At 71.6% G+C, this 12,727-nt stretch carries 8 protein-coding genes; 6 read left to right on the top strand and 2 right to left on the bottom strand.

All coding sequences use genetic code 11. From position 1 onward, the window contains the following. The first annotated feature begins 38 nt into the window (after positions 1–38). The 3 genes from AB0J78_RS22315 (at position 39) to AB0J78_RS22305 (ending at position 4,468) form a co-directional block, all read left to right on the top strand. Entirely contained in the window at positions 39–1,229 is a 1,191-nt protein-coding gene (locus tag AB0J78_RS22315) for an NAD(P)/FAD-dependent oxidoreductase (RefSeq protein WP_363791973.1), read from the top strand. 45 nt (positions 1,230–1,274) lie between these two features. After that, on the top strand, positions 1,275–2,549 hold the full coding sequence (locus AB0J78_RS22310; RefSeq protein ID WP_363791971.1) for a GAF domain-containing protein: 1,275 nt from the start codon (positions 1,275–1,277) through the stop codon (positions 2,547–2,549). Between the two features lie 113 nt (positions 2,550–2,662). Beyond that, on the top strand, positions 2,663–4,468 hold the full coding sequence (locus AB0J78_RS22305; RefSeq protein ID WP_363791969.1) for an NAD(P)/FAD-dependent oxidoreductase: 1,806 nt from the start codon (positions 2,663–2,665) through the stop codon (positions 4,466–4,468). 48 nt (positions 4,469–4,516) lie between these two features. Here the strand turns inward: AB0J78_RS22305 and tnpB are convergent, their stop codons facing one another. Continuing rightward, a complete protein-coding gene (gene tnpB, locus AB0J78_RS22300) occupies positions 4,517–5,875 on the bottom strand; it encodes an IS607 family element RNA-guided endonuclease TnpB (RefSeq protein ID WP_363791967.1) in 1,359 nt (452 codons plus the stop codon). Between the two features lie 298 nt (positions 5,876–6,173). On the opposite strand from tnpB, the gene AB0J78_RS22295 reads away from it, so the two are divergent. Both AB0J78_RS22295 and AB0J78_RS22290 read left to right on the top strand, forming a co-directional pair. Next, entirely contained in the window at positions 6,174–8,954 is a 2,781-nt protein-coding gene (locus AB0J78_RS22295; protein WP_363792286.1) for an AAA family ATPase, read from the top strand. Between the two features lie 127 nt (positions 8,955–9,081). After that, complete coding sequence (locus tag AB0J78_RS22290) at positions 9,082–10,569, top strand: amidase family protein (protein WP_363791965.1); 1,488 nt, start codon at positions 9,082–9,084, stop codon at positions 10,567–10,569. 5 nt (positions 10,570–10,574) lie between these two features. On the opposite strand, the gene AB0J78_RS22285 is transcribed toward AB0J78_RS22290, so the two are convergent. Beyond that, the gene (locus tag AB0J78_RS22285; protein ID WP_363791963.1) at positions 10,575–11,348 is read right to left on the bottom strand and encodes an enoyl-CoA hydratase-related protein; all 774 of its coding nucleotides are present in this window, start codon (positions 11,346–11,348) and stop codon (positions 10,575–10,577) included. A gap of 182 nt (positions 11,349–11,530) precedes the next feature. On the opposite strand from AB0J78_RS22285, the gene AB0J78_RS22280 reads away from it, so the two are divergent. Next, entirely contained in the window at positions 11,531–12,685 is a 1,155-nt protein-coding gene (locus tag AB0J78_RS22280; RefSeq protein WP_363791960.1) for a lytic transglycosylase, read from the top strand. Positions 12,686–12,727 lie beyond the last annotated feature (42 nt).

Raw genomic sequence — 12,727 nt, 5'->3', positions numbered from 1 at the left:
CCGGTGCCGGCCGGGTTTTCGGGCGTTGGGGGATGTGGTTGGAGCACGTCGTTGTCAGCGGGGGAGGGATCGCCGGGACGGCCCTGGCGCTGGCCCTGCGGACCGCGGGAATCGCCGTGACCGTGGTGGAAGCGCGACCGGCCGATCACGGCGAAGGCGCAGTGGTGCGGCTCAACCCCAACGGGATGGACGCGCTGCGCGCCGTGCGCGCCCACCAGCCGGTGATCGCCCGCTCGTTCCCGCTCGTGCGCACCGAGCGGATCAACCCCGACGGCAGCCGGATCGGGTACTCGCTGGGCGCCGACCCGAGCTCGCAGCGCGGTCTGCCCCGCGTGATGCACTGGCCGGTGCTGGCCTCTGTGCTGCGGGAGCAGGCCGTCGAACGCGGCGCGGTGTTCCGCCACGGCAGCCGCGTCGTGGACGCCGAGGTCGGCGCGACGGCGGCGCTGTCGCTCGCCGACGGCAGCCGGGTCGACGGCGACCTCCTCGTCGGCGCCGACGGCGCGAACTCCTTGGTGCGCGGGAGGATCAACCCCGACGGACCGGAGCCCGAACGGCTGGGCACCCGCACCATCTACGGCTACGCCTCCGAACCCGGATGCGAACCGCCGCCGCCCGAGGTGATGCGTTCCCACGTGGGCACGACGGCGTTCTTCGCCGCCACCCGCGACTCGCACTCAGGCGGCTGCTTCTGGTTCACCAGCCTGCGCGCCCCGGTTCCGCGCGGCCGCGACGAACCGCAGGACCCCGACGCGCTGCGCGCCGAGATGAGCGAGCTGTTCGCCGGTGACGGCACGATCGCGCCGACCGTCATCGGCAACTCCGAACGCGTCCTGTCCTTCGACGACCACGCCCTGCCGAGCGTTCCGCGCTGGCACACCGACCGGGCGATCATCATCGGCGACGCCCTGCACGTCGCCCCGCCGGCGTCCGAGCAGGGTGCGGCGACGGCGCTGGAGGACGGCGTTCAGCTGGCCCGCTGCCTGCGCGACCACGCCACCCCGGCGGCCGCGTTCGCCGCGTTCGAGCGGATGCGCCGGGGCCGGGTCGAGGCCGTCGTCGCCGCGGGCCGGATGGGCACCAGCCGCGCTCACCACCGGCCGCTGGCCCGCCGCTGGCGCAACCTCCGCACCAGGACCAAGCGCTACTTCACGTGGCAGCGCACGCCCCCGATGGGCGGGGGCTGGGCCTACGACCACCACATCGACTGGCCGGAGAGCACCGCGTAGTCGCTGGTCCTTGGCGTGGCGTGAGATGTGGGACACACTGTGGCGGTGCGTCAGGAGAGCTTCGGGGCAGCGCTGCCGGTCGGGGAGGACCCGCACCGCCACGCGCGGCTGCTCGCCCGCGTGCACGACGCGACGGTGGCCGGTGAGGTCCCGCCCGCGCGGCCCCGCGCGGTGATCGGCGCGTCCTGGACGCGCGTGCGCTCCCGCGGAATCGACCCGGAACGCGGCCGCACCGGCCGGTTGCTGCGGGCCGACGAGCTCGTCGAGCGCAGACGCGAGTCCGGGATGTCGGAAGTGCTGCCGCTGCTGCGCGGCAAGCTCGCCGGTGTCGCCGAGCAGACCGCCAACATCATGGTGATCACCGACGCGGACGGCCACCTGCTGTGGCGCGACGGGAGCACCGCCGTGCGCCGCAACGCCGACGCGCTCGGGTTCGTCGAGGGCATGAGCTGGGGCGAAGACGTCGTCGGCACGAACGCGATCGGAACCGCGCTGGTCACCGGCCTGCCGATCCAGGTGTACTCCGCCGAGCACTACGTGCGCACCCACCACGCCTGGACCTGCGCGAGCGCACCCGTGCACGATCCCCGCACCGGCAGGCTGCTCGGCGCCGTCGACCTCTCCGGGCCCGCCGCCACCGTCAGCCCCACCACGCTCGCGCTGGTCGAGACCGTGGCCCAGCTGGCCGAGTCCCAGCTGCGCACCGCGCACCTCGAGGCGCTCGAAGCGCTGCGCGGCAGCGCGGTCCCCCTTCTGTCGCGGGTCACCGGGCGGGCGGTGGTGACCGACTCGCACGGGTGGGTCGCCGCGTCCACCGGCATCGCGCCGGTCCACCACGTCGCGCTGCCCGACGCGTGCGGCGTCGGCCGCGCGTGGGTGCCCGCGCTCGGCGACTGCGCCGTGGAGCCGGTGCCGGGCGGCTGGCTGGTGCGGCTGATCGACGACGATCCGGCCTCGGCGCTCGACGAACGCACCGGGGTGCGCCTGGACCTGCGCGACTCGCATGCCCGCATCGAGGTCACCTCAGCTTCGGGCGGGTGGAGCCACCCGCTGACCCCGAGGCACGCGGAGCTGCTGTTCCTGCTGGCCGTCCATCCGGGCGGAAAGACGGCCGCGCAGCTGGCCGCCGACGTGTTCGGCGACGAGCTGCGCACGGTCACGGTCCGGGCCGAGATGTCCCGGCTGCGCCGGAGCCTCGGCGGCCTGCTGGACAGGCGGCCCTACCGGTTCAGCGAGAACGTCGAGGTGGAGGTGCTGCGCCCGGACGACCCGGGCGCGCTGCTGCCGCACTCGATCGCCCCCGCGGTGCGCGGCGGCTGACCGCCGTTGCAACCCCCTGCAACCCGTGCGCCGCCGAGTTCGGTGTGGCTCCATGACTGTGTCATGTGATCGCCACCACTGAGGGCAACGACGCCCGCGCGGGAGGTATTTCCGTGAGCCAGACCGTGGAGCACAACGCGACCCGGACCCGGGTCGAGCAGTGGATTTCCGAGTTCTCCGAGGCCATCGCCGCCCGGGACGCCGATCGGGTCGCGTCGATGTTCGGCGAGGACAGCTACTGGCGCGACCTGATCGCGCTCACCTGGAACTTCAAGACGTCCGAAGGGCGCGAGGACATCGCCGCCATGCTGCGGGCGACGCTGGAGCACGCGGCCCCGAGCGGGTTCACCGTGCTGGGGGAGCCGACCGAGGCCGACGGCGTCACCGAGGCCTGGTTCTCGTTCGAGACCGCCGTGGGACGCGGCACCGGCCACCTGCGCCTCGCCGGTGGCACGGCGTGGACCCTGCTGACCACCCTCGACGAGCTCAAGGGGCACGAGGAGCCGAAGAACCACCGCAGGCCGAGGGGCGCCGAGCACGGCGCCAACCCGGACCGGGTGACCTGGCGCGAGCAGCGCGAGACCGAGCTCGCCGAGCTCGGCCACACCCGCCAGCCGGAAGTCGTCATCGTCGGCGGCGGTCAGGGCGGCATCGCGCTCGGCGCGCGGCTGCGCCAGCTCGGCGTGCCGACGATCATCGTCGAGCGCAACGAGAAGCCGGGCGACTCCTGGCGCAGGCGGTACAAGTCGCTGGCCCTGCACGACCCGGTCTGGTACGACCACCTGCCCTACATCGATTTCCCGGACAACTGGCCGGTCTTCTCGCCGAAGGACAAGATCGGCGACTGGCTGGAGATGTACACCAAGGTCATGGAGCTCAACTACTGGGGCTCCACGACGGCGCTCAGCGGCAAGTACGACGAGGACGAGGGCAGGTGGGAGCTCGTCGTCGACCGCGCGGGCGAGCAGGTCACGCTGCGGCCGCGCCAGCTGGTGATGGCGCTGGGCGTCTCCGGCAAGCCCAACGTGCCGGTCTTCCCCGGCCAGGAGCGGTTCCGCGGCGATCAGCACCACTCCTCCCAGCACCCGGGCCCGGACGCCTACCAGGGCAAGAAGGCGGTGATCATCGGGTCGAACAACTCCGCGCACGACATCTGCGGCGCGCTGTGGGAGTCCGGTGCCGACGTCACCATGGTGCAGCGCTCCTCCACGCACGTGGTGCGGTCGGATTCGCTGATGGAGCACAGCCTCGGCCCGCTGTACTCGGAGGAGGCCGTCGCGGCGGGCATCGACACCCGCACCGCCGACCTGACGTTCGCGTCCATCCCGTATCGGATCCTGCACCGGTTCCAGAAACCGGCGTTCGACGCGATCCGCGAGCAGGACGCCGAGTTCTACGAGCGCCTGGCCGCGGCCGGTTTCCAGCTCGACTTCGGCGACGACGAGTCGGGTTTGTTCATGAAGTACCTCCGCCGAGGCTCGGGCTACTACATCGACGTCGGCGCGTGCGAGCTCATCGCCGACGGCAGCGTCAAGCTCGCCCACGGCGACGTGGCCGAATTGACCGAGAACGAGGTGGTTCTCGCCGACGGAACCCGGCTGGAAGCCGATCTCGTCGTCTACGCAACGGGTTTCCGGTCGATGAACGGCCTGGCCGCCGACATCGTCGGGCAGGAGGTCGCCGACAAGGTCGGCAAGGTGTGGGGCCTGGGATCGGACACCACCAAGGACCCGGGCCCGTGGGAGGGCGAGGAGCGCAACATGTGGAAACCCACCCAGCAGGAGGGACTCTGGTTCCACGGCGGCAACCTGCACCAGTCCCGCCACTACTCCCTCTATCTCGCGCTGCAGCTCAAGGCCAGGGCGGAAGGGATCCCCACTCCGGTCTACGGCCTCCAGGAGGTCCACCACACCTCCTGATTCCGGGGGCGGGGTGGGGCTACCCGTTCAGTAAACGTGTAAGAACGTTCACTGAGTCAGCGCGTTGCCGCTCTGACGTTGGCCCCGGCCCGCGTGGGCTGGGGCCTTCCCGTGGCGGTACCCGTGGCCACGAGTGGTGGGCTTACGTGGGTTTCCATCGGGCTCGTTTAACCTCGCGGCGCAACTCGCCGAAGAGGTCTCCCGCTCGACGAGAGCGGCGAGGTTCAGGGCGGCGTTGAGGTCCCGGTCGATGATCAGGCCACACGACTGACAGTGGAACAGGCGTTCCGAGAGGTGCAGCTTGGCTTTCACCACACCACAACCGGAACACGTCTTCGAACTCGCGAACCACCGGTTCGCGATGATCACGCGCACGTCGGACCAGGCAGCTTTGTACTCGACCTGGCGCCGGAATTCGCCCATGCCGATTCCGGCGACGTGGCGGGCGAGTCGGCGGTTGGACATCATGCCCTTAACATTGAGGTCCTCCACGACAATCGTCCCGAATTCGCGGACCAGGCGGGTGGTGAGCTTGTGCAACCCGTCCAACCTGGCTTGGGCGATCTGGCCGTGGAGTTTTGTGATGCGGGCTTGGGTCTTGATCCAGCGTTTCGACGGCGTTCGACCGGTGTCAGGTCCGGTTTGACGTGAGGCCTGGCGTTGCAGCCGCCGCAACTCCTTCAACGCCAGCTCCAGATGACGCGGATTCGGAATGACCTCACCAGTGGACAGCACGGCGAGGGACTTGATCCCCAAATCCACACCGACCGCACCGTCGGGATCGCGGGGCGGGGGTTCGTTGCGGTCGATCTCCACGGAGAATGACACGAACCACCGCCCCGACCGGAACGACACCGTCGCAGACGGGACTCGACCGGTTCCTCGCTCGATGTGGCGGGCGAGCTTTCGGGTGGACTCATGCGTGCGCACCAGGCTGATGCGCGGGAGCTTGACATGCCGACGGTCGTGGTCGGCGAGGCCGAAGCTGCCGGTGGTGAACCGGCACGACATCACATGCCGTCGACTCTTACGCTGCGGAAATCCGACCCTCGCGCCCTTGCGCTTGCCTTTCCGAGAGTCGCGCCAGTTTTTCAGTGCGGTCGCGAGGTTCGCCAGGCCGGAGGAGTAGGCTTCCTTGGAGTTCTCGGCCCACCAGGGAGCGAGTTCGTCCTTCACGGTGTTCCAGAGTTTGCGCAGTGAGTACGCCGACCACGACAACGACGGCGTCAAATCCTCCTCACCAATGCCATAAGAGGCTTCCGCCGCGCGCTGGCCCATGACGACCTTGATCAGATCCAGGCCCCAGTTGTAGGCGAAACGCTGCGCGCCACAATGCGACCGCAATGCCTCGGCCTGTGCCGGAGAGGGCTCGAGGGCGAACCGGTAGGACTGGATCACCACCGCCATACCCGCTCACCCCCAAGATCGCCGTTGCTGAAACGATACCGAGACTGTCACGCGAATTTCCACCCACCAGCCAACCAGCGACCTTCACGATCGAGCGAAACACCCAGCCAGCAAAGCACTCGCACCGAAACCGGACAACGCACCACCCTCACCTGGCAGACGCACCGGCGAACACCACACAACGACAACGAACTACACGAACGACCGAAAAACTCGAACAGTCCAAACCCCATCCTGCCCCGACCTTGATCACTTCGGTGCTCGACGGAGGTCATCAGGCGCTAGGCTCGCGGGCGTGATGACGGCGGAACCGGTGGTCTTCGGCCGTGAAGCGGAGCTCGGCGAGCTGCGGCGCGCGGTGGCGTCGGTTGTCGACTGCACCGGCGGCGCGCTGTGGATCGAGGGCGAACCCGGGATCGGAAAGACCGCGCTGCTGAGCCAGTTCATCGCCGAAGCCGCCCTCAAGGGCTGCGCCGTCCGCAGCGCCACCGCCGACCGGCTCACCCAGCGGTTCCCGCTGCGGCTCGTGCTGGACTGCCTGGGCATCGGGCCCAAGTCGGAGGAACCGGAACTGCGGGCGCTGCACGAGCGGTTCTCCGGCGCGGCCGACGTGCCCGTGCCCTCGGTCGCCGACGAGCTCTCCGGGCACGTCGCCCAGTGGTGCGCGAACGCCCCGCTGGTGCTGGTCGTCGACGACGTCCAGTGGGCCGACGAGGCGAGCCTGCTGGTGTGGCAGCGGTTCGAGCGGCTGTCCGAACAGCTGCCGCTGCTGCTGGTCGCGGCCGCGCGGCCCACGCGCAGCCACACCGAACTGCGCTCCGGCGTCCGGCGGATCGCGCTGGCACCCCTGGACGACGCAGCCGTGGCGAACATGGCCGCGAAGCTCACCGAGGCAGCGAGGATCGGCCCCGAACTGCGCCGGTTCCTGGCCGGAGCGGCCGGAAACCCGTGCTACGTCGGCGACGTCGTCGCCGCACTGACCCGCGAGCGCACCCTGGTGGCCACCGACGGCAGGGCCGAACTGGTCGTCGGCGTGGCCGGCGTGCCGCGCCCGCTCGCCGAGACCGTCGTCGAGCGGCTCGGCTTCTTCGACAGCCAGACCATCGGCCTGCTGCGCATGGCCGCGCTGCTGGGACCGACCTTCTCCGTGACCGAGCTGTCCACCGTCTCCGAACGCCCGGTGTCGGCGCTGGTCGGCTACGTCGAGCAGGTGCTGGACACCGGCGTGCTGGTGGAATCGGGGCTGCAGCTGAGCTTCCAGCACCCGCTGGTCCGCCGTGCCCTCTACGAGACCACCCCGACGGCGCTGCGGCTCGCCCTGCACAACCAGGCCGCCCGCGTCCTGCAAGACTCCGGCGCCTCCGTGGAACGGGTCGGCGAGCAACTGCTGTCCTCGATCTCCCTCGGCGACGCCGAAGTCGACGACTGGGGTCTGGACTGGTTGGTGCGCAACGGGCGCGCGCTGGCCCACCGCGCCCCGGCCTGCGCGGCGGAACTGCTCGAAGCCGCGCTCGTCCCGCTGCCCGCGAACGAGCACCACCGCGACGTCCTGCTGGCCGCCCGCGCCCTCGCGCTGGTGCAGCTCGAACGCTCCGAACAGGCCCACGAGTTCAGCGAGCGCGCGCTCCACGAGGCCGCCGACCCCTCCTGCGCCGCCGAGCTGACCTGGTACCTGGTGTGGTCGCTGACCGCGCGCCGGATGGCCGACGAAGCCGCAGCGGTCATCGCCGAAGCCGATGCCACGGCCGGGTTCGAACTCCGCTGGCTGGCCCGGATGCGCGCCAAGCTCGCGCAGGCGAAGCTGATGAGCGGGAGCTTCGCCGAAGCCGAGACCACCGTGGATCGAGCGCTGGCCGAGGCCCACGAAGCCGACGACGACTACGCGCTGGGACTCGCGCTGCACGTCCGAGGCACCGCACGAGCCCGCAACAACGACCTCGCCGAAGCTCTCGTGTGCTACCAGCAGGCCGGTTCGGCGCTGGGCGACGCCCTGGAGAACGTCGACCTGCTGCTGCAGGTGCTCAGCAACCGGATGATGCTGCTGTTCGCCCTCGGGCACGCCGAAGAAGCCGGAGTCGCGCTGCACGAGATGCTGGCCATCGCCGAGCGCAGCGCCACCCCGTCGCGGCTCGCGGTGGTGCGGCTGTCGGCGGCCAACCACTACTTCACCGTCGGCCGCTGGGACGACGCCGCGGCCGAGCTCCAGGCGGCCGGAGAGCTCACCGCCGAGATGAGCTCGCACCAACTCCGCTGGTTGCACGGACTGCGGGCGATGCTGGCCGGATATCGCGGCGAGCGCGAGGTCTTCGAGCAGCAGCTCGCGGTGGCCGGGGAAGCGACACCGGATTCCCAGGAGAACGCCGGATTCCTGATGGTCGCCGGCGTGCTGCGGGCCGAGATCGAGGGCGAACCCCGGCGGGCGATGGGCATCCTCGCCGAGGCGCTGGACACCAGCGAGCGCTTCGGCAGCAACTACGTGTGGCTGCCGATCCTGGTCCGGCTCGCGCTGCAGACCGGTGACGAGGAGACCGCCACCCGGGCCACCAACGCCTGCGTGCAGGGCGCCACGGTGGGCGCCGCGCCCAACATCCTCGCCGCCGCGCAGCACTGCCGGGGCCTGCTCGAACGCGACCCGATCACGCTGCGCGCCGCCATCGAGCACTACGACAAGACCAACCAGCCGCCCAAGCGCGCACGGGCGCTGGAGGACCTGGCCGCCGTCCTCGCCGAACGGGACGAGATCCCCGCCGCCCGCAAGGCGTACGTGCAGGCGGTGGAGATCTTCACCCACCTCGGCGCGAACTGGGACCTCGAACGCGCCGCGGCCAGGATGCGCCCGCACGGCATCCGGTCGCCGCGCACCAAGCGGCTCCGCGCCACCACGGGCTGGGAAGCGCTGACCAAGACCGAGCGCCAGGTCGCGCTGCTGGTGGGCGACGGGATGTCGAACCCGGAGATCGCGGCGCGACTGTTCGCCTCGCGGCGCACCATCGAGGTGCACGTCTCGCACGTGCTGGCCAAGCTCGGCGTGCGCTCCAGGGTCGAGGTCGCGGTGGAGGCGACCGGGCACCGAGCCTGACGCTCCCGAGCTACGCCGGTGAACTGCAGAAACGGCGCGGCCCGTTGATCTCGGTGAGCCGGGCGGAGATGCTGGGTCCGGTTTTTCGGTGCAGCGCGCGCTGCTCGGTGGTGGAAGAGGAGAACGGGTGGACGTCGAGGAATACCTGCGGCACGACGGTCTGGGACTGGCCGAGCTCGTCGCATCGGGACAGGTGACGGCGGGCGAACTGCTGGACGCCGCCCGCAGCAGGGCGAAGGCGGTCAACCCCGCCATCAACGCCATCGTCGCGTGGCTCGACGAGCACGCCGACCAGCGCGTCGCCGGCGAGCTCTCCGGCCCGTTCGCCGGGGTTCCGTTCCTGCTCAAGGACCTGGGCCACAACCTCGCCGGAGCCCCGAGCTCCGACGGCTGCCGCGCGTTCGCCGACCGGACCTCGGCCGTCACCGACACCGTCGTGCAGCGCTGGCTGGACGCCGGGCTCGTCGTCTTCGGCAAGACCAACACGCCAGAGTTCGGCTCCAAGGGCGTCACCGAACCGGCTCTGTTCGGCCCCACCCGCAACCCGTGGGACCTCCAGCGCACCCCGGGCGGTTCCTCCGGCGGAGCGGGCGCGGCCGTCGCGGCGGGGATCGTGCCCGTGGCGGCGGCCAGCGACGGCGGCGGATCCATCCGCATCCCGGCGGCCTGCAACGGACTGGTCGGGCTCAAGGCCGGCCGCGGCCTGGTTCCCGCGGGGCCGGTGGAGAGCGAACCGCTCCTCGGCCTGGCCACCAGCGGAGTCCTCTCCCGCACCGTGCGCGACACGGCCGCGATGCTCGACGCGCTGATCGGCCCGGAGGCCGTGAGCCCGTTCGCCGCCGCGCTGCCCGACCGCCCGCTGGCCGAGCAGCTCGACGAGGCGCCCGGCAAGCTGCGCATCGGCTACACCACTCAGTGCGCCCTGCGCGAGCGACCGCACCCGGAAGCGGTGCGGGCCGTGGAGCGTTCGGCGGAACTGCTCACCGAGCTCGGGCACGAGGTCGAGGAGGTGGACCCGCCGCACGACGATCGCCAGCTCGGCAAGGACTTCCTGCTCGTGTGGTTCGTCCACCAGGCGGACGAGGTCGACCGCATCAAGCGCGAAACGGGCTGCGGCGATGACGCTTTCGAACCCGACACGCTGATGATGGCCGCGCTCGGCCGGATGACCGGCGCCGTCGAGCTCTCGCAGGCGCAGGAGCGGCGGCGCGAGCACATCGCCGCGCTCGCCGGGTTCCACAGCCGCTACGACCTGCTGATGACGCCCACCCTGGGCGAGCCGCCGATCGAGGTCGGATCGCTGGCGACCCCGCCCGCGCTGCAGGCCGTCTCCAAGCTGCTGGTGCGCACCCGGACCACGCGCGTGCTGCGGTTGCTGGGCATGGTGGACCAGCTCGTCGAGAAGAACCTCGCCTGGGTTCCCTACACCCAGCTGGCCAACATCACCGGGCGTCCGGCGATCAGCCTCCCGCTGCACCGCACCGACGCGGGTCTGCCGATGGGCGTGCAGTTCGTCGGCCCCCTGCAGAGCGAAGCACTGCTCCTGCGCCTGGCCCGTCAGCTGGAGCTCGCGGCTCCCTGGACCCTGGAGGCACCACTGCTCGAGGCCGCGTAGGAGGCTCAGTCCGGCCAATCGGGGCTGCGCTTCTCCAGGAACGCGGCCATCCCTTCGCGGGCGGCCGGGAGCTGGGAGGCCGCGGCCATGACCTCCAGGGCGATCGCGTAGGCGTCCTGCTCCGGGCGGTCGAGCTGGGCGTAGAGGGTCTGCTTGCCGATGGCCTTGCTGGTGCGACTGCCCCGCGTCGCGCGGGCGAGCAGGTCGGAGACGGCGTCGTCCAGCGCGTCGTCGGCGGCCACCCGGTTGACCAGGCCCCAGTCCAGGGCCGTTGCCGCATCGATGACGTCACCGGTGAGCGCCATCTCCATCAGCCGCTTGCGGCCGATGGTGCGGGCCACCGGCACCGCGGGCGTGTGGCAGAACCAGCCTCCCTTGCCGCCGGGCAGCGCGAACCCCGCCGATTCGGCGGCCACCGCCAGGTCGCAGGCGCCGACCAGCTGGCACCCGGCTGCGGTCGCCAGGCCGTGCACCCTGGCCAGCACGACCTGCGGCACCGACTGGACGGTGTCCATCAGCTCGGTGCACAGGCGGAGCAGCTCGCGCACGCCGGTGAGGTCGCGCGCGGCGACGTCGGCGAAGTCGTGGCCCGCCGAGAACACCGGGCCCTCGCCCGCCAGCACGATCCCCGTCGCATCGGATTCGCCGGCTTCGCGGAAGGCCGCCAGCAGCTCGGCGAGGTGCTCCTGCGACAGGGAGTTGCGGCGCTTCGGCCGGTTCATCGTGATCGTGACGGTCGCGTCGTCCCGCCTGGTCAGGATGTGCGCGTGGTCGCCCATGTTCCGACGGTACCGCGAGCGAAGATCGACAACCGGAATTCACGCTTCCCATTGGTCGAACCACTTGCGCCGATCGGCGGTACAGGCGGTCGGTGCGCCTTTGAACAATGCCGGTACCGCCCCTGAGAACCGCTCGAATCCGACGATTTTCGCAGCGGCGGTGGGACGGGGAGGTGCGGGCATTGGCGTTGCCGGACGAGTTCAGCCGTGGCGAGCGGTTCACCGCGGTGACCACGGGACTCCTGGTGGTGTTGCTGCCGGTCCTGGCGGTGCGCGGAGATTCCGCGCTGGACGCGGGGCAGCAGCGGTCGCACGCGGCCAGCCCGGCACCGACGCCGCCGGGAGGCAGCAGGACGGGCGTCAGCGGACGCGTGCCCCACGACCCGGTCCTGAGCCCGCGGTTCCACGAGGACCTGCGGCGGGGTGGGATCGAACGCGGAACCGGCCGGTTGGGGCGGATCCCGGCCGGGGCGCTCGGGATTCCCGGCGTCGTGCTCGCCGCGTACCAGCGGGCGCAGGACGCGCTGGCGAAGTCGGACCCCGGGTGCGGCCTGCACTGGTCGGCGCTGGCGGGCATCGGGCGCGTCGAGTCCAACCACGCGAGATCCGGTCAGGTCGACGCCTCGGGACGCACGTACTCGCCGATCCTGGGACCGCGGCTGAACGGTGGTCCGGGCATCGCCGCGATCCGCGACACCGACGGTGGCGGGCTCGACGGCGACGTGGTGTGGGACCGCGCGGTCGGGCCGATGCAGTTCATCCCGGGGACCTGGCGCTCCTACGCGCACCGCGGAGCCGATCCGCACAACGTCTTCGACGCCGCGGTGACCTCGGGCCGGTACCTGTGCGCGGGTGGCGGGAACCTGCGCGACCGCGCGCAGCTGGCCGCCGCCCTCTTCCGCTACAACCCGTCGGAGACCTACGTCCGCACGGTCCTGGCCTGGGCGGACCGCTACGCCCGCGGCGTCGTCTCCACGCCGGGTCTGCCGCCGGGAGCGCCGGACCCGACGCCGTCTCTCGCGGAAGCCCCACCGGCCGGTGCGGCGGTCGCGATGGCGCCGCCCGGCGCCGCTCCCGCGGGCGCGCCACCGCCTCCGGCCCCTGCGCCAGGACCGGCGCCTGCCCCTGCGCCGGCTCCGGCCCCTGCACCAGCGCCTCCGCCGCCGCCTCCACCGGCACCCGCTCCGGAGCCGACGCCGACCCAGCCGCCGCCACCTCCGCCGAGCGAACCACCTCCACCCAGCGAACCGCCGCCTTCCAGCAGCACGCCACCGCCGGAGCCCGCGCCCACGACGACGTCACCGGCGATGGCCACCACGACGGAACCCACGGGATAGCGACGAGGGCGCAGCGCGCGGACCCGCGCTGCGCCCTCGTCG

Origin of the sequence: Saccharopolyspora sp. NPDC049426, from assembly GCF_040676935.1 — a bacterium.
GTDB lineage: Bacteria > Actinomycetota > Actinomycetes > Mycobacteriales > Pseudonocardiaceae > Saccharopolyspora.
Note: the sequence above shows the minus strand (reverse complement) of the source record. Positions and strands in the feature narration are given on the sequence as shown.